Origin of the sequence: Phytobacter sp. V69, assembly GCF_965644215.1 — a bacterium.
Taxonomy (GTDB): Bacteria; Pseudomonadota; Gammaproteobacteria; order Enterobacterales; family Enterobacteriaceae; genus Phytobacter.
The window spans coordinates 1-16,607 of sequence record NZ_CBFFRL010000032.1 but is presented as its reverse complement, the minus strand read 5'-3'; the positions used below and the strand labels follow the sequence as shown (position 1 = coordinate 16,607).

Below are 16,607 nucleotides of genomic sequence, written 5' to 3'. Positions count from 1 at the left end.
TAGGCAACTTGACGTATGGCGGGTATAGTTATTGATTCTCTTTTTAACCGGGTAGTCCATGACCATTCAGAACGTAATCTGTGATATTGACGGCGTGCTGATGCACGATAACGTTGCCGTGCCAGGCGCTGCGGAGTTTATTCATCGAATTCTGGAAAAGGGGATGCCACTGGTGGTACTCACCAACTACCCTTCCCAGACGGGACAGGATCTGGCAAACCGCTTTGCTTCCGCCGGTATTGATGTGCCCGCCAGCGTCTTTTATACCTCCGCGATGGCAACAGCAGACTTCCTTAAACGCCAGGAAGGGAAAAAAGCCTACGTTGTCGGCGAAGGCGCATTGATTCACGAGCTCTATAAAGCCGGGTTTACCATTACGGATATCAACCCGGATTTCGTCATCGTGGGCGAAACGCGCTCGTACAACTGGGAAATGATGCACAAGGCGGCCTTCTTCGTCGCCAACGGCGCCCGTTTTATTGCCACCAACCCGGACACCCACGGGCGCGGCTACTACCCTGGCTGCGGCGCACTGTGTGCCGGGATTGAAAAAATCTCCGGTCGTGAGCCTTTCTATGTTGGAAAGCCAAGTCCGTGGATTATCCGCGCCGCACTTAATACGATGCAGGCACACTCAGAGCAGACGGTGATTGTCGGTGACAATTTGCGTACCGATATCCTTGCAGGCTTCCAGGCGGGTCTTGAGACCATTCTGGTGCTCTCAGGCGTATCGACGCTGGATGATATCGACAGCATGCCGTTTCGGCCTTCATGGATTTACCCTTCGGTTGCTGAAATCGACATTTTTTAATCAAAACCACGTCCCCGGACGTGGTTTTTCATTTTCAGCACTGATAAAAAACACACCATTCAATAAAAAGCGCTAAAAATTGATAATTCATCAATGCCGAAGCTCAATTCATGTGCTTTTTTCAGCATTCGGCAATCGCCATTGCGCTTTTTACTTTCACGGCGGTAAAACGCTTGCACGCGTCACACCTTTGCGGCATTTTCTTAAACAAGCAATAAGACAACGCGATGACGCGGCGTCTGCACTCACACAACACTGCATTGCATTAAAGTAACGGAGAAGTCTATGTGTTCTATTTTTGGCGTACTGGATATTAAAACCGACGCGGTTGAGCTGCGTAAAAAAGCGCTCGAATTATCCCGCCTGATGCGCCACCGCGGCCCGGACTGGTCTGGCGTTTATGCCAGCGATAAAGCGATTCTTGCCCATGAGCGTCTGTCTATTGTTGACGTCAATGCGGGTGCCCAGCCGCTGTACAACGAGAAAAAAACACATGCGCTGGCCGTGAACGGCGAAATCTACAACCATCAGGCTCTGCGCGCGGAATATGGCGATCGTTACCAGTTCCAGACCGGCTCTGACTGTGAAGTTATCCTCGCACTGTATCAGGAAAAAGGCCCGGAGTTCCTCGACGACCTGCAAGGCATGTTTGCTTTCGCTCTGTACGACAGCGAAAAAGACGCCTATCTGATTGGTCGTGACCATATCGGCATCATCCCGCTGTATATGGGCCATGACGAGCACGGCAACTTCTATGTCGCTTCCGAAATGAAAGCACTGGTGCCGGTGTGCCGTACCATTAAAGAGTTCCCGGCAGGCAGCTACCTGTGGAGCAAAGACGGTGAAATCCGTTCTTACTACCAGCGTGACTGGTTCGAATATGACGCGGTGAAAGACAACATCACTGACAAAAACGAACTGCGTCAGGCGCTGGAAGATTCCGTGAAGAGCCACCTGATGTCAGACGTACCGTATGGCGTCCTGCTCTCTGGCGGCCTGGACTCCTCCGTCATCTCCGCCATCACCAAAAAATTCGCCGCCCGTCGTGTGGAAGATCAGGAACGCTCTGAGGCCTGGTGGCCGCAGTTGCACTCCTTCGCCGTGGGTCTGAAAGGTGCGCCGGATCTGAAAGCCGCGCAGGAAGTGGCCAACCATCTGGGTACCGTTCACCACGAAATCCACTTTACTGTGCAGGAAGGGCTGGACGCGATTCGCGACGTGATTTATCACATCGAAACTTACGATGTGACCACCATTCGCGCCTCGACCCCGATGTACCTGATGTCGCGCAAAATCAAAGCGATGGGCATCAAAATGGTGCTGTCTGGCGAAGGTTCTGACGAAGTGTTTGGCGGCTACCTGTACTTCCATAAAGCGCCGAATGCCAAAGAGCTGCATGAAGAGACCGTACGTAAACTGCAGGCTCTGCACATGTTCGACTGCGCGCGTGCCAACAAAGCGATGTCTGCCTGGGGCGTAGAAGCGCGTGTACCATTCCTGGATAAGGCATTCCTCGATGTGGCAATGCGCATCAACCCGCAGGATAAAATGTGCGGCAACGGCAAAATGGAAAAACACATCCTGCGTGAGTGTTTCGAATCCTATCTGCCGGCAAGCGTTGCATGGCGCCAGAAAGAGCAGTTCTCTGACGGCGTAGGCTACAGCTGGATCGACACGCTGAAAGAAGTGGCCGCCCAGCAGGTTAGCGATCAGCAACTCGCAACAGCCAGCTTCCGTTTCCCGTACAACACGCCGGGTTCGAAAGAAGCGTACCTGTACCGCGAAGTTTTTGAAGAGCTGTTCCCGGTACCAAGCGCCGCTGAATGTGTCCCTGGCGGCCCGTCTGTGGCGTGCTCATCCGCAAAAGCGATCGAGTGGGATGAATCATTCAAAACCATGAACGATCCATCAGGTCGTGCGGTTGGCGTACACCAGTCCGCCTACAAATAAGCGATTGTTATCGTTCAAGGCCCTGCGGGGCCTTTTTTATTTCTGCGTATTTTTGCTATGCAAAATCGATAAATAACCAATAATTGCCGAATTATGCGCCATGCTGTTCGCAACCTAACCAAACAGTCACATTCCGGCAATTTTCGATGAAAAAGGTATTGACGCTGTAAGGCCCAATACGCATAATGCGCCCCGCAACGCCGATAAGGTAACGCGAAAAAAAGATGGCTACTTAGCTCAGCTGGTTAGAGCACAGCACTCATAATGCTGGGGTCACAGGTTCGATTCCCGTAGTAGCCACCATCTTTTTTTGCGGGAGTGGCGAAATTGGTAGACGCACCAGATTTAGGTTCTGGCGCCGCAAGGTGTGCGAGTTCAAGTCTCGCCTCCCGCACCATTCACCCATAAGCGTTGCACGGATGGGGTATCGCCAAGCGGTACGGCACCGGTTTTTGATACCGGCATTCCCTGGTTCGAATCCAGGTACCCCAGCCATATTTTTCGATGTTTGCGGTTCACCGCGACGGTATTGGGGTATCGCCAAGCGGTAAGGCACCGGTTTTTGATACCGGCATTCCCTGGTTCGAATCCAGGTACCCCAGCCAGTCGAAAGCTGGTTGCAGTAAAAAAATTTGGCTACTTAGCTCAGCTGGTTAGAGCACAGCACTCATAATGCTGGGGTCACAGGTTCGATTCCCGTAGTAGCCACCATATTCAAGGATTGGTGTTTGTAAGAACATTAATCTGAGTAAAAAATTGTTGGGGTATCGCCAAGCGGTAAGGCAGCGGATTCTGATTCCGCCATCCGAGGTTCGAATCCTTGTACCCCAGCCAATTTCAAAAAGTCGTTTGCTTTCGGGTAGACGCAAAGGTTGAAGTTTTATGATTAACGCGTAGAATTTCACACCTATTGGGGTATCGCCAAGCGGTAAGGCAGCGGATTCTGATTCCGCCATCCGAGGTTCGAATCCTTGTACCCCAGCCACTTAAAAAGCAAAAAGCTCGCTTCGGCGGGCTTTTTGCTTTTCTGCCGTACGTAGAAGAAAAACGGCGGTTTCCCGCCGTCGCTTTACAGTCCTAACGCATATTTCAGCGCCTGGCGTTTGAGTACGCCAGCACGTTCCGCCGCCATCAATCCGATGTTACGTAGCACGCGTACCGGGCCGAGATCGTTACTGAACCCGGCGTGGAACAAATCCATCCCGCTTTGCATAATAAAGTTGTCCGCCATACGGCGCGTCTGATAGCGCTTGAGCACCGAATGACTTGCCCAGTCTTCACCATGGCTACGCGCCCTTGTCAGCACATCCAGCAGGCAGTCTACATCGCGATAGCCGAGGTTTACCCCCTGCCCCGCCAGCGGATGAATGGTATGCGCCGCATCGCCCACCAGCGCCAGCCCAGGACGAACATATTGCAATGCATGACGACGCGTGAGCGGGAAGGCTCCGGCAGCGACCGGCGTCACATTCCCCAGACGAGACGGGAAGTGCGTAGCGATTTCCTGCTGCAACTGCACCATGTTTAATGATTGCAACTGACGAATACGGGCAGGCGTGTCATACCAGACCAGCGATGCCCAATGATCAAACAGCGGCAGGAAGGCATGCGGTCCGTCGGGGGTAAAGTGCTGCCAGGTACTGTCTCCCGGCGCATTTTCACATTCGACGGTAATCAGCATGCAGGATTGTTGATAGTTCCAGGCATGGATACCAATACCCGCACATTGACGCACCCATGAATTCCCCCCGTCAGCGCCAATCACCAGCTTTGTCGAAAGGGTTTCGCCATCGTCAAACGTCAGCTCATGGAGATCGTTAACAACACGCATCGCGTCGAGAGCCCCCGGCACCCGCAGCGTGACCTGCGGATGACGCTCCAGCGCGTCCCACAGCGCACGCTGCAGAACGTTGTTTTCCACCATATAGCCCAGCAGCGGCAGCTTTAATTCCCGAGCGTCGAAGACGACATGCGCGTTTTCCCACTCCCAGGTTTCCAGTTGTCGCCAGGGGTGACAGCGCATCGCCTGAACCGCATCCCAGACGCCCAGCTCCCGCAACAGCATGACGGAGGACGAACTGATAGCCGAAATGCGCACATCCGGCTGTGCCGCCGCATCAAACGCTGGCGGCGCAAGTTGTTCAATGACCGTGACAGTAAAACCCTGCTGCGCTAAACCCAGCGCCAGCGCCCCGCCGACCATTCCGCCGCCGACAACCGCGACCTCAGTAGATTGATTTATCATGGCCCATTATCCTTAAACGAGATTTTCCTAAGTTTACCGGATTTTTTACATCTTGAGTCTGACAAGCGTCATACTGGTCAGCACACGACCAAAGCATTACAATACGCGCCCTGCATTGGGGCATTAATCAAAGCATGAGCAAGTCGATGACAAAAAAACTCCATATTAAAACCTGGGGCTGTCAGATGAACGAATACGATTCATCAAAGATGGCCGATCTGCTGGATGCGACCCACGGATACCAACTCACCGAGAACGCGGAAGAAGCGGACGTACTGTTGCTGAACACCTGCTCTATCCGTGAGAAGGCGCAGGAAAAAGTTTTCCATCAGTTAGGTCGCTGGAAGCTGATCAAGCAAAAAAGACCCGACGTCATCATTGGCGTTGGCGGCTGCGTCGCCTCTCAGGAAGGTCACCATATTCGCCAGCGAGCCCATTATGTGGACATCATTTTTGGACCACAAACCCTGCACCGTCTGCCGGAAATGATCAACTCCGTGCGTGGTAATCGCAGCCCGGTTGTGGACGTCAGCTTCCCGGAGATCGAGAAATTCGACCGCCTGCCAGAGCCAAAAGCCGAAGGCCCGACCGCATTTGTCTCCATCATGGAAGGCTGCAACAAGTACTGCACTTACTGCGTCGTGCCCTATACCCGTGGCGAAGAAGTCAGCCGTCCGTGCGACGATATCCTGTTTGAAATCGCACAGCTGGCCGCACAGGGCGTACGTGAAGTGAACCTGCTTGGCCAAAACGTAAACGCCTGGCGCGGTGAGAATTATGACGGTAGCACCGGTTCTTTCGCCGATCTGCTGCGTCTGGTCGCCGCGATTGACGGCATTGACCGTATTCGTTTTACCACCAGCCACCCGATCGAATTTACTGACGATATCATCGACGTTTACCGCGATACGCCGGAGCTGGTGAGCTTCCTGCATCTGCCGGTGCAAAGCGGCGCTGACCGCGTGCTGAATCTGATGGGCCGTACCCATACCGCACTGGAATACAAAGCGATTATTCGCAAACTGCGCGCTGCGCGTCCGGATATTCAAATCAGTTCTGACTTTATCGTCGGCTTCCCGGGGGAAACCACCCAGGACTTCGAACAGACCATGAAGCTGATTGCCGACGTGAATTTCGACGTGAGCTACAGCTTTATTTTCTCCGCCCGCCCAGGCACACCTGCAGCCGATATGGTTGACGACGTACCGGATGAGGATAAAAAGCAGCGTCTGTATATCCTGCAGGAGCGTATCAACCAGCAGGCAACGGCCTGGAGCCGTCGGATGATCGGCACAACCCAGCGCATCCTGGTGGAAGGCACGTCCCGTAAGAGCATCATGGAGCTGTCTGGCCGTACCGAAAATAACCGCGTGGTGAATTTCGAAGGCAAACCGGAGATGGTCGGTAAATTCGTTGATGTGGAAATCACCGACGTCTGGACCAACTCCCTGCGCGGTAACGTCGTGCGCACCGAAGACGAGATGGGCCTGCGTATCGCGGAATCCCCAGAGTCGGTTATCGCCCGTACCCGCAAAGAGAATGACATCGGCGTAGGTCTCTACCAGCCTTAATCTTCCCGCCCCTGAATCATTCGCGTTGCAGAAAGACGGCAAGCAAGCGCCCCCCCGGGAGCATAGATAACTATGTGACCGGGTGAACGCGCGCAGCCAACGCCTCTGCGGCGTGAAGGATGACGGGGCAGGTCTTGCATTTCCCCTTTCCCACCCTCATATCTATCGCAATGCTTGCGCCTTTATTCTATGGCGTGAATAATTCTCTGAAAGGCTGACAGCCTCAGGCTGCATAAGCCAGGCCCCATTCGGCACTATCTGAATAAGAGGAACAGTTTGAACATAGATACCCGTGAAATTACCCTAATGCCCGCAGACAACGCTCGCCTGCTGAGCCTGTGCGGACCGTTTGATGACAATATCAAACAACTGGAACGGCGACTGGGCATCGAGATTAACCGTCGCGATAATCACTTCAAACTCACCGGACGTACCATCTGCGTGAATGCTGCGGCAGACATTCTGCTCAGCCTCTATGTCGATACAGCCCCCATGCGCGGGCAAACTCAGGATATCGAACCGGAACAAATCCATCTGGCGATTAAAGAAGCCCGCGTACTTGAGCAAAGCGCGGAGAGCGTGCCGGAGTATGGTAAAGCGGTCAATATCAAAACCAAGCGCGGCGTAATTAAACCGCGTACGCCAAATCAGGCGCAGTACATCGCCAATATTCTTGAGCATGACATCACCTTTGGCGTGGGTCCGGCCGGTACGGGTAAAACCTACCTGGCGGTCGCCGCAGCGGTTGATGCACTGGAGCGTCAGGACGTTCGCCGTATCCTGCTGACCCGCCCGGCGGTGGAAGCCGGGGAAAAACTGGGCTTCTTGCCAGGCGATTTAAGCCAAAAAGTGGACCCGTACCTACGCCCGCTGTACGACGCGCTGTTCGAGATGCTCGGCTTTGAGAAAGTGGAGAAGCTGATTGAGCGTAACGTCATCGAAGTCGCCCCGCTGGCCTATATGCGCGGTCGCACCCTGAATGACGCCTTTATTATTCTCGATGAAAGCCAGAACACCACCATCGAACAGATGAAGATGTTCCTGACCCGTATTGGCTTTAATTCCAAAGCGGTCATCACCGGCGACGTTACGCAGATTGACCTGCCACGCAACGTGAAATCCGGCCTGCGCCACGCCATTGAAGTACTGGCAGAAGTCGATGAAATCAGTTTTAACTTTTTCCACAGCGAAGACGTTGTCCGTCATCCTGTTGTCGCACGCATCGTGAATGCTTACGAAGCCTGGGAAGAAGCCGATCAAAAACGCAGAGCGGAACAGGCCACCGAGCGCAAACGCGAAGCTCAGGAGCAAGAGCAAAAATGAGTCAGGTGATCCTCGATTTACAGCTGGCATGTGAAGACAACGGCGGTTTGCCGGAAGAAGCACAATTTCAGGGCTGGCTGGATGCGGTCATCCCGCAATTTCAGGAAGAAGCGGAAGTGACCATTCGTCTCGTGGATGAGGCGGAAAGTCATGAGTTAAACCTGACCTGGCGCGGGAAAGATAAGCCGACCAACGTGCTCTCTTTCCCGTTTGAAGCGCCGCCGGGCATCGAAATGCCGCTGCTGGGTGATTTGATCATTTGCCGCCAGGTGGTTGAGCAGGAAGCCAAAGAACAGGGCAAACTGCTTGATGCACACTGGGCGCATATGGTTATTCACGGCAGTCTGCACCTGCTGGGCTACGACCATATTGAAGATGACGAAGCCGAAGAGATGGAAGGCCTCGAAACAGAGATAATGCTTGCTCTGGGATATGAGGATCCGTACATTTCCGAGAAGGAGTAGTCCGTGTGGCTATTTGTAGCCATGCTGACAAAAAATGCTGCCAGGCGCTGAGTTTACGCGTCCTGGCGACAGAACAACCAACATGAGAACCCAAACGACGCCATGAGCGACGACAATTCACACAGTAGCGACATTAACAACAAGAAGGGATTCTTCTCCCTTTTACTCAGCCAACTTTTTCACGGCGAACCCAAAAACCGTGATGAGTTACTGGAGCTGATCCGTGATTCCGGGCAGAACGAGCTTATCGATCAGGATACGCGCGAAATGCTCGAAGGGGTAATGGACATCGCCGACCAGCGCGTTCGCGATATCATGATCCCCCGCTCGCAAATGATTACCCTGAAACGCAACCAAAGCCTCGATGAATGTCTTGATGTCATCATTGAGTCTGCACACTCGCGCTTCCCGGTGATCAGCGAAGACAAGGATCACATTGAAGGGATCTTGATGGCCAAGGATTTGCTGCCGTTTATGCGCAGCGATGCCGAAGCTTTCAGCATGGAAAAAGTGCTACGCCAGGCCGTGGTGGTTCCGGAAAGCAAACGGGTTGACCGTATGCTCAAAGAGTTTCGCTCCCAGCGTTACCACATGGCTATTGTGATTGACGAATTCGGCGGCGTGTCGGGTCTTGTCACTATCGAAGATATTCTTGAACTTATCGTCGGCGAAATCGAAGACGAATATGACGATGAAGAAGATATCGATTTCCGCCAGCTTAGCCGTCATACCTGGACCGTGCGCGCCCTTGCGCCTATCGAAGATTTCAACGAAACCTTCGGCACCCATTTTAGCGATGACGAAGTCGATACGATTGGCGGTCTGGTCATGCAGGCCTTCGGGCATCTGCCTGCGCGTGGCGAATCCATTGATATCGATGGTTACCAATTTAAAGTCGCCATGGCGGACAGTCGACGTATTATTCAGGTTCATGTAAGAATGCCGGACGATTCCCCCGTTCCGAAATTGGATGAGTAATGTAAATGGCATTTGCCCCACTGTTTGAACGCCAGCGCGTACGTCTGCTGCTGGCGCTACTCTTCGGAGCCAGCGGAACGCTGGCTTTTTCACCTTATGATATCTGGCCTGCTGCGATTATCGCCCTTATGGGGCTGCAGGCGCTCACCCTCAACCGTCGTCCGGTACAAGCCGCCTGGGTAGGTTATTTCTGGGGACTCGGCCTGTTTGGCTCCGGTATTCACTGGGTGTATGTCAGCGTCGCGCAATTTGGCGGCATGCCGGGGCCGGTCAACGTGTTCCTGGTGGTGCTGCTTGCCGCTTATCTTTCGCTCTATACCGGATTGTTCGCCGGTTTGCTTTCCCGTCTGTGGCCAAAAACGACATGGCTGCGCGTGGCGGTAGCCGCACCGGTTATCTGGCAACTGAGTGAGTTTTTGCGCGGCTGGGTGCTGACGGGCTTTCCGTGGCTGCAGTTCGGCTACAGCCAGATTGACGGACCGCTCAAAGGCCTGGCACCGATATTCGGCGTCGATGCCATTACCTTCCTGCTGATGTCGGTGAGCGGCCTGCTGGTCCTCGCGGCGACAAAACGCTGCTGGCGGCCTTTGATTATGGCACTGGTGCTCTTTGCCCTGCCCTTCCCGCTGCGCTATATCCAGTGGTATCAGTTGCTGCCGGAAAGAACGACGAAGGTGTCGCTGGTACAAGGCAATATCCCGCAGGCGCTCAAGTGGGACGAAGGTCAGCTGCTGGATACGCTGAAAGTTTACCTCAACGCCAGTCAGCCGGAATTGGGCAAATCACAGCTCATCATCTGGCCGGAATCTGCGATTTCCGATCTTGAAATCAACCAGCAGCGTTTCCTGGGCATGATGGATGATTTGATGCGCACAAATGACAGTACGCTCATCACCGGGATTGTGGATGCTCGTCTTAACCAGCAGAACCGTTACGACACCTACAACACCATCATCACCCTCGGCAAAGACAGCGCGTACAGCTATAGCTCGACCGATCGCTATAACAAAAATCACCTGGTGCCGTTTGGCGAATTTGTCCCGCTGGAATCAATCCTCCGTCCGCTGGCGCCGTTCTTTGACCTGCCGATGTCGTCATTCAGCCGTGGACCCTATGTTCAGCCTCCGCTGTCGGCACACGGTTACAAGCTGACCCCGGCGGTCTGCTACGAAATTATCCTTGGCGAGCAGGTGCGCGATAATTTCCGCCCGGATACCGATTTCCTGCTGACTATCTCGAATGATGCCTGGTTTGGTAAGTCGATAGGCCCATGGCAGCACTTCCAGATGGCGCGTATGCGTTCGCTGGAGCTGGCACGTCCGTTACTGCGCAGCACCAATAACGGCATTACAGCGGTGATTGGGCCAACCGGTGAAATCCAGGCGATGATCCCGCAATTTACCCGCCAGGTACTGACCGCGAAAGTGACGCCAACTTCCGGCATGACACCTTATGCCCGCATGGGGAACTGGCCGCTGTGGGCTCTGACCGCGCTGCTCGGTTTTGGCGCACTGATCATGAGCCTGAGACAACGCCGCAAATAGTTTTTCCTCCTGAGCCCTCTTCCACAATGAAGAGGGCTTTTCCGTGATATTCCCCGCAAAAGCCATTTCTGGCACATCAATTGCTTTATAAATTCATGTAACTGCGATTTTCCCCGATGTGCGAAGAGCTCGCACCATGACGGATCGCACACAGCACCAAAATGGTGCAATGGAAGATTTTTGCCTTCAAACGGTGCGGTGCACTTCGCAAAAACAAACAATACCGCAGCAAAATCTTTACATTAAGCCAAACTAAATGCTAACAAACGCATACAACACTGCACGCATTTGCAGCAGGATATAACAAACACAACACTCACAATGGGTATCAATGCGTCTCTGGCGCGACGATAAAGGAGTTGGATATGCAATTACGTAAACTGGCCACAGCAATGCTGGTTATGGGAATGTCTGCCGGTCTGGCACATGCCGCTGATGAAGCGAAACCTGCTGATGCGGCCGCTCCGGCAGAGGCGCAACAGCCTACTCTGGAAAAAATTGCCAAAAACGGCGTGATCGTGGTCGGGCACCGTGAATCTTCCGTACCGTTCTCCTATTACGACAACGAACAAAAAGTCGTGGGTTACTCTCAGGACTACTCCAACGCTATCGTTGAAGCAGTGAAGAAAAAACTCAACAAACCCGATCTGGAAGTCAAACTGATTCCAATCACCTCACAAAACCGTATTCCGTTGCTGCAAAACGGCACCTTTGATTTCGAATGCGGCTCCACCACTAACAACGTGGAACGTCAGAAACAAGCGGCTTTCTCTGACACCATCTTCGTTGTTGGTACCCGTCTGTTGGCCAAAAAAGGCGGCGACATTAAAGATTTCCCGGATCTGAAAGGCAAAGCGGTGGTGGTGACCTCCGGTACAACCTCTGAGATCCTGCTGCACAAACTGAATGACGAGCAGAAAATGGATATGCGCATCATCAGCGCCAAAGACCATGGCGACTCTTTCCGTACCCTGGAAAGCGGCCGCGCCGTGGCCTTTATGATGGATGACGCCCTGCTGGCGGGTGAACGTGCAAAAGCGAAGAAACCGGACAACTGGGACATCGTGGGTAAACCGCAGTCTCACGAAGCCTACGGCTGTATGCTGCGTAAAAATGACCCGGAATTCAAAAAGCTGATGGACGACTCCATCGCTCAGGCACAGACCTCCGGCGAAGCGGCGAAATGGTTTGATAAGTGGTTCAAAAACCCAATCCCGCCGAAAAACATGAACATCAACTTTGACCTGTCTGATGACATGAAAGCGCTGTTCAAAGAACCGAACGATAAGGCTCTGAACTAATTAATTAAAAAGAATACACACATTTATTCATGTTGTATCAGGGCTGTACTGAGCCGCTCCCCAAAGGCCAACTAAAAACGTAATGGTCGGGGTAAGCAAAGGCAGCCCACGCAAAGCGGCGTGGCGAATGAAGTGTAGTCAGGGGCGGGATAGCCTGCCCTCTCGATTGTTGAAGCAGCACGGACAGACTATACGTTGAATGGTCGTTCCCCATTCGACGCGAACACAAGCTCTTCGCACAATCTTCGAGGGTAGCGCTGCTACCCTTTTTTTTCCGGAGTAGATTTATGTCCATAGACTGGAACTGGGGAATTTTCCTGCAACAAGCCCCGTTCGGCAACACAACCTATCTGGGCTGGCTATGGAGCGGTTTTCAGGTCACGATCGCGCTGTCGATCACTGCCTGGATCATCGCTTTTTTGGTTGGTTCTCTGTTTGGTATTCTGCGTACTGTTCCCAACCGCATCCTGTCGGGCATCGGCACCTGCTATGTGGAATTGTTCCGTAACGTCCCGTTAATCGTACAGTTCTTTACCTGGTATCTGGTGGTACCGGAACTGCTGCCGGAAAATATCGGTATGTGGTTCAAATCTGAACTGGACCCTAACATTCAATTCTTTGTCTCCTCGATGGTCTGCCTTGGCTTGTTCACTGCTGCGCGTGTTTGCGAGCAGGTTCGTGCAGCAATCCAGTCGCTGCCACGCGGGCAGAAGAACGCCGGTCTCGCCATGGGCCTGACGCTATCGCAAACGTACCGCTATGTTCTGCTGCCGAATGCGTATCGCGTGATTGTGCCGCCGATGACCTCTGAGATGATGAACCTGGTAAAAAACTCCGCTATCGCCTCCACTATCGGATTGGTGGATATGGCGGCACAGGCGGGTAAGCTGCTGGATTACTCTGCACACGCCTGGGAGTCTTTCACCGCGATTACCGTCGCGTACGTGTTAATTAACGCCTTCATTATGTTGGTGATGAATCTGGTAGAACGCAAAATTCGCCTGCCGGGCAATATGGGGGGCAAATAATGTACGAGTTTGACTGGAGTTCTATTGTTCCTTCCCTACCGTATTTGATGGCAGGACTGGTGATTACGCTGAAAATCACTGTCACCGCGATCATTGTGGGTATCGTCTGGGGTACTCTGCTGGCGGTCATGCGCCTGTCCACTTTTGCGCCAGTGGCCTGGTTTGCAAAAGCCTATGTGAACGTCTTCCGTTCCATTCCGCTGGTCATGGTGTTGCTGTGGTTCTATTTGATTGTGCCGGGGCTGTTGCAAAACGTACTCGGCCTGTCGCCGAAGTCGGATATTCGCCTGATATCAGCGATGGTGGCGTTCTCAATGTTCGAGGCCGCGTACTATTCTGAGATCATCCGTGCCGGTATCCAGAGTATCTCTCGCGGACAGTCAAGCGCTGCACTGGCGCTGGGGATGACCCACTGGCAGTCAATGAAATTGATCATTCTGCCACAGGCATTCCGCGCGATGGTCCCGCTGCTCCTGACCCAGGGGATTGTCCTGTTCCAGGATACCTCGCTGGTGTACGTGTTGAGCCTTGCAGACTTCTTCCGTACCGCCTCCACCATTGGCGAGCGCGACGGAACGCAGGTCGAGATGATCCTGTTTGCCGGTGCCGTTTATTTTGCTATTAGCCTGAGTGCTTCGTTGTTGGTCAGCTATTTGAAGAAAAGGACAGTTTAATGATTACCCTGAAAAATGTTTCTAAATGGTATGGTCACTTTCAGGTGCTGACCGACTGCTCCACGCAAGTGAAAAAAGGCGAAGTGGTGGTCGTATGTGGTCCGTCCGGTTCGGGCAAATCGACGCTCATCAAAACGGTGAACGGCCTGGAGCCTGTGCAGAAAGGGGAAATCATCGTCAACGGCACCACCGTTAACGATAAGAAAACCAATCTGGCCACCCTGCGTTCTCACGTTGGGATGGTGTTCCAGCATTTCGAACTGTTCCCGCATCTGTCGATCATCGAGAACCTGACCCTGGCGCAGGTGAAAGTGCTTAAGCGTGATAAATCCGCCGCACGCGAAAAAGGGCTGAAACTGCTTGAGCGCGTTGGTTTGTCTGCCCATGCTAACAAGTTTCCGGCCCAGCTTTCCGGCGGTCAGCAACAGCGTGTGGCGATTGCCCGCGCCCTGTGTATGGATCCGGTCGCCATGTTATTTGATGAACCGACATCCGCGCTTGACCCGGAAATGATCAACGAAGTGCTGGACGTGATGGTCGAACTGGCGAATGAAGGCATGACTATGATGGTGGTCACCCACGAAATGGGCTTTGCCCGTAAAGTGGCAAACCGAGTCATCTTTATGGATGAAGGCAAAATTGTCGAAGACTCAGCGAAAGAAGAGTTTTTCGCCAACCCGAAATCTGACCGTGCGAAAGACTTCCTCGCCAAAATCCTGCATTAATCGTTCCGACGCGCATTCTGAGGAATGCGCGTCTCATCACGCTTTACTTTTTCACTTCTCGTCTGATTTACAGCAACGCTTTAACCTTGTCGCACATTAATGCTAACAAGGAGTTGCTATGGTTCAGCCCATTATTCTTGATTGCGATCCGGGTCATGATGACGCAATCGCAATTGTTCTCGCCCTCGCCTCACCTGAACTCGACGTTAAAGCCATTACCTCGTCGGCGGGTAACCAGACCCCGGATAAAACGCTTAATAACGTGTTACGTATGCTGACGTTGCTAAAACGTACCGATATCCCGGTGGTGGGCGGTGCCATCAAACCGCTGATGCGCGAATTGATCATTGCCGACAATGTGCACGGCGAAAGCGGGCTGGATGGCCCGCAATTACCGGATCCGGCCTTCCGCCCGCAAGACTGCACCGCAGTCGAGCTGATGGCGAAGGTGCTGCGTGAATCGACCGTCCCCGTCACTGTTGTCTCGACCGGGCCACAGACCAACGTGGCTCTGCTGCTAAATAGCCACCCGGAACTGCATAGCAAAATTGATCGTATTGTGATTATGGGTGGCGCGATGTCACTCGGGAACTGGACGCCAGCAGCGGAATTTAATATCTACGTCGACCCGGAAGCCGCCGAGATCGTCTTCCAGTCCGGTATTCCGGTAGTGATGGCGGGTCTGGATGTCACCCATCGGGCGCAAATTCATGCGGATGACATTGAGCGCTTCCGTACTATCGGTAACCCGATTTCCACTATCGTGGCCGAACTGCTCGACTTCTTTATGGAGTATCACAAGCAGGAAAAATGGGGATTTGTCGGCGCACCGTTGCATGACCCGTGCACGATCGCCTGGCTGCTGAAACCGGAAATTTTCACTACCGTGGAACGGTGGGTAGGCGTGGAAACCCAGGGCAAATATACCCAGGGGATGACGGTGGTTGATTACTACTTCCTGACGGGCAATAAACCGAATGCCACTGTGATGGTTGACGTGAACCGAGAGGGGTTTGTGGATCTGCTGGCAGAACGACTGAGGTTCTACAGTGCGGTCTGATGCCATCACCCCAGCCCTCTCCCACCGGGAGAGGGTGCAAACACTAAAAACGGTAACATGAGGGTTACCGTTTTGCGTTTACCTATGGCTCAAACGGCCTTCTCTGGAACTGGTCATGCCCGCACTTCGGACATAGCGGCAGCACATCCGGCGTGTAGACTGCGAGGTGGAAATGGCACTTCTCGCAGACCAGATTGCCCAACCCCACTACTTCACCGCTGTGGTAAACGCCATGGTGGTTAAGATCCTGGAACACCTCGCGCCACTCCAGCTGCGTTTTATCGGTGATATCCGCGAGCTCCTGCCATAAGCTTTCCTTTATTACCCGCATAAACACGCTATCGGTGGCATCATCCTGGCTCTCTTCATAGCTGCGAGCAAATTCCTCCAGATCCCGGCGCACCGCGCGCGTCAGTTCCTCGATTTCAGTACGCGTTAGCTCCCCGGTCTGGCTTACTCGTTGACGGGCCTGTGCCACCAGCGCATCGATATCCCTTTCGCCATTGCGCAGACGTTCGGTCAATGAGGCGACCAGTTCGCGGTAATATTGAGCAACCTTGTTCATTGTTTCCTCTCCCGGGCAGTTAACCTGTTCTAATAATAGACGTTATTCAGGGACTACTTTGCCAGTCAACCCACATATTTTACAAATGTCCTGCTGCTAGCTGCATGTGGCACATCGGCGCTAATTAACTGCAAAAATAAATATACACTTATTGCAGAAAATGCCGCCACGCATGACAAAATAAATCAAAAAAAATGATCTAAAAAATAATTTCATATTTAAATAATAAACTTTAAAATAGGCCATCAATCATTCCAGGACACCTTAAAAAGGAGAATTAAATTGCCACAGACTAGATAGTGTCGTCACAAGATTTTAGCCCAGAGAGCGATGCATCTGATCTGGACGGCAGCGAGAAATGAGGCCGT

The 16,607-nt window shown here is 53.0% G+C and carries 14 protein-coding genes and 7 tRNA genes; 19 read left to right on the top strand and 2 right to left on the bottom strand.

All coding sequences use genetic code 11. The annotated features are described in order from the left end of the window. Positions 1 to 58 precede the first annotated feature (58 nt). The 9 genes from ACSZPU_RS06750 (at position 59) to ACSZPU_RS06710 (ending at position 3,746) form a co-directional block, all read left to right on the top strand. A complete protein-coding gene (locus ACSZPU_RS06750; RefSeq protein ID WP_498996798.1) occupies positions 59 to 811 on the top strand; it encodes an HAD-IIA family hydrolase in 753 nt (250 codons plus the stop codon). Between the two features lie 285 nt (positions 812 to 1,096). Next, the gene (asnB, locus tag ACSZPU_RS06745) at positions 1,097 to 2,761 is read left to right on the top strand and encodes an asparagine synthase B (RefSeq protein WP_498996796.1); all 1,665 of its coding nucleotides are present in this window, start codon (positions 1,097 to 1,099) and stop codon (positions 2,759 to 2,761) included. 226 nt (positions 2,762 to 2,987) lie between these two features. Beyond that, positions 2,988 to 3,064, top strand: a tRNA-Met gene (locus ACSZPU_RS06740). A 9-nt stretch (positions 3,065 to 3,073) separates the two neighbouring features. Next, a tRNA-Leu gene (locus ACSZPU_RS06735) sits at positions 3,074 to 3,158 on the top strand. Between the two features lie 23 nt (positions 3,159 to 3,181). Next, a tRNA-Gln gene (locus ACSZPU_RS06730) sits at positions 3,182 to 3,256 on the top strand. A 35-nt stretch (positions 3,257 to 3,291) separates the two neighbouring features. After that, positions 3,292 to 3,366: transfer RNA gene (locus tag ACSZPU_RS06725), tRNA-Gln, on the top strand. 29 nt (positions 3,367 to 3,395) lie between these two features. Further along, positions 3,396 to 3,472, top strand: a tRNA-Met gene (locus ACSZPU_RS06720). A 49-nt stretch (positions 3,473 to 3,521) separates the two neighbouring features. Then, a tRNA-Gln gene (locus ACSZPU_RS06715) sits at positions 3,522 to 3,595 on the top strand. Positions 3,596 to 3,672: 77 nt separating this feature from the next. After that, positions 3,673 to 3,746: transfer RNA gene (locus ACSZPU_RS06710), tRNA-Gln, on the top strand. A gap of 84 nt (positions 3,747 to 3,830) precedes the next feature. Here ACSZPU_RS06710 and ubiF read toward each other — a convergent pair. Further along, positions 3,831 to 5,006 carry a 3-demethoxyubiquinol 3-hydroxylase gene (gene ubiF / locus ACSZPU_RS06705; RefSeq protein WP_498996794.1) on the bottom strand — a complete coding sequence of 392 codons (1,176 nt, stop codon included), beginning with the start codon at positions 5,004 to 5,006 and terminating at the stop codon, positions 3,831 to 3,833. Positions 5,007 to 5,152: 146 nt separating this feature from the next. Here ubiF and miaB point away from each other — a divergent pair, with 146 nt between their 5' ends. The 10 genes from miaB to rihA all read left to right on the top strand — a co-directional run bounded on the left by miaB (position 5,153) and on the right by rihA (position 15,674). Next, on the top strand, positions 5,153 to 6,577 hold the full coding sequence (gene miaB, locus ACSZPU_RS06700) for a tRNA (N6-isopentenyl adenosine(37)-C2)-methylthiotransferase MiaB (protein WP_498996792.1): 1,425 nt from the start codon (positions 5,153 to 5,155) through the stop codon (positions 6,575 to 6,577). A gap of 276 nt (positions 6,578 to 6,853) precedes the next feature. Then, positions 6,854 to 7,900 carry a PhoH family protein gene (locus tag ACSZPU_RS06695; protein ID WP_498996791.1) on the top strand — a complete coding sequence of 349 codons (1,047 nt, stop codon included), beginning with the start codon at positions 6,854 to 6,856 and terminating at the stop codon, positions 7,898 to 7,900. Then, complete coding sequence (gene ybeY, locus ACSZPU_RS06690) at positions 7,897 to 8,364, top strand: rRNA maturation RNase YbeY (protein WP_498996789.1); 468 nt, start codon at positions 7,897 to 7,899, stop codon at positions 8,362 to 8,364. The genes ACSZPU_RS06695 and ybeY overlap by 4 nt, the downstream gene beginning before the upstream one ends. Positions 8,365 to 8,466: 102 nt before the next feature. Continuing rightward, positions 8,467 to 9,342: a CNNM family magnesium/cobalt transport protein CorC gene (gene corC / locus ACSZPU_RS06685; RefSeq protein ID WP_498996787.1), complete on the top strand. Its 876-nt coding sequence runs from the start codon at positions 8,467 to 8,469 to the stop codon at positions 9,340 to 9,342. A gap of 5 nt (positions 9,343 to 9,347) precedes the next feature. Next, positions 9,348 to 10,886 (top strand): apolipoprotein N-acyltransferase, encoded by a 1,539-nt coding sequence (gene lnt, locus ACSZPU_RS06680; RefSeq protein WP_498996784.1) that lies wholly within the window; start codon positions 9,348 to 9,350, stop codon positions 10,884 to 10,886. A gap of 365 nt (positions 10,887 to 11,251) precedes the next feature. After that, complete coding sequence (locus ACSZPU_RS06675) at positions 11,252 to 12,187, top strand: amino acid ABC transporter substrate-binding protein (protein ID WP_498996782.1); 936 nt, start codon at positions 11,252 to 11,254, stop codon at positions 12,185 to 12,187. 287 nt (positions 12,188 to 12,474) lie between these two features. Further along, a complete protein-coding gene (locus ACSZPU_RS06670) occupies positions 12,475 to 13,215 on the top strand; it encodes an amino acid ABC transporter permease (protein WP_498996780.1) in 741 nt (246 codons plus the stop codon). Further along, on the top strand, positions 13,215 to 13,889 hold the full coding sequence (gltK, locus tag ACSZPU_RS06665; RefSeq protein ID WP_498996778.1) for a glutamate/aspartate ABC transporter permease GltK: 675 nt from the start codon (positions 13,215 to 13,217) through the stop codon (positions 13,887 to 13,889). Before ACSZPU_RS06670 ends, gltK begins: the two co-directional genes overlap by 1 nt. Continuing rightward, positions 13,889 to 14,614: an amino acid ABC transporter ATP-binding protein gene (locus ACSZPU_RS06660; protein WP_498996776.1), complete on the top strand. Its 726-nt coding sequence runs from the start codon at positions 13,889 to 13,891 to the stop codon at positions 14,612 to 14,614. The genes gltK and ACSZPU_RS06660 overlap by 1 nt, the downstream gene beginning before the upstream one ends. 118 nt (positions 14,615 to 14,732) lie before the next feature. After that, positions 14,733 to 15,674 carry a pyrimidine-specific ribonucleoside hydrolase RihA gene (gene rihA / locus ACSZPU_RS06655; protein ID WP_498996774.1) on the top strand — a complete coding sequence of 314 codons (942 nt, stop codon included), beginning with the start codon at positions 14,733 to 14,735 and terminating at the stop codon, positions 15,672 to 15,674. An 82-nt stretch (positions 15,675 to 15,756) separates the two neighbouring features. Here the strand turns inward: rihA and ACSZPU_RS06650 are convergent, their stop codons facing one another. Next, positions 15,757 to 16,239: a zinc ribbon-containing protein gene (locus ACSZPU_RS06650; RefSeq protein ID WP_498996772.1), complete on the bottom strand. Its 483-nt coding sequence runs from the start codon at positions 16,237 to 16,239 to the stop codon at positions 15,757 to 15,759. Positions 16,240 to 16,607 lie beyond the last annotated feature (368 nt).

Excerpts from the sequence above, each read along its gene's own strand:
- ACSZPU_RS06750 (WP_498996798.1), top strand. The coding sequence starts at position 59 with ATGACCATTCAGAACGTAATCTGTGATATTGACGGCGTGCTGATGCAC.
- asnB (WP_498996796.1), top strand. The coding sequence starts at position 1,097 with ATGTGTTCTATTTTTGGCGTACTGGATATTAAAACCGACGCGGTTGAG.
- ubiF (WP_498996794.1), bottom strand. The coding sequence starts at position 5,006 with ATGATAAATCAATCTACTGAGGTCGCGGTTGTCGGCGGCGGAATGGTC.
- miaB (WP_498996792.1), top strand. The coding sequence starts at position 5,153 with ATGACAAAAAAACTCCATATTAAAACCTGGGGCTGTCAGATGAACGAA.
- ybeY (WP_498996789.1), top strand. The coding sequence starts at position 7,897 with ATGAGTCAGGTGATCCTCGATTTACAGCTGGCATGTGAAGACAACGGC.
- corC (WP_498996787.1), top strand. The coding sequence starts at position 8,467 with ATGAGCGACGACAATTCACACAGTAGCGACATTAACAACAAGAAGGGA.
- lnt (WP_498996784.1), top strand. The coding sequence starts at position 9,348 with ATGGCATTTGCCCCACTGTTTGAACGCCAGCGCGTACGTCTGCTGCTG.
- ACSZPU_RS06675 (WP_498996782.1), top strand. The coding sequence starts at position 11,252 with ATGCAATTACGTAAACTGGCCACAGCAATGCTGGTTATGGGAATGTCT.
- ACSZPU_RS06670 (WP_498996780.1), top strand. The coding sequence starts at position 12,475 with ATGTCCATAGACTGGAACTGGGGAATTTTCCTGCAACAAGCCCCGTTC.
- gltK (WP_498996778.1), top strand. The coding sequence starts at position 13,215 with ATGTACGAGTTTGACTGGAGTTCTATTGTTCCTTCCCTACCGTATTTG.
- ACSZPU_RS06660 (WP_498996776.1), top strand. The coding sequence starts at position 13,889 with ATGATTACCCTGAAAAATGTTTCTAAATGGTATGGTCACTTTCAGGTG.
- rihA (WP_498996774.1), top strand. The coding sequence starts at position 14,733 with ATGGTTCAGCCCATTATTCTTGATTGCGATCCGGGTCATGATGACGCA.
- ACSZPU_RS06650 (WP_498996772.1), bottom strand. The coding sequence starts at position 16,239 with ATGAACAAGGTTGCTCAATATTACCGCGAACTGGTCGCCTCATTGACC.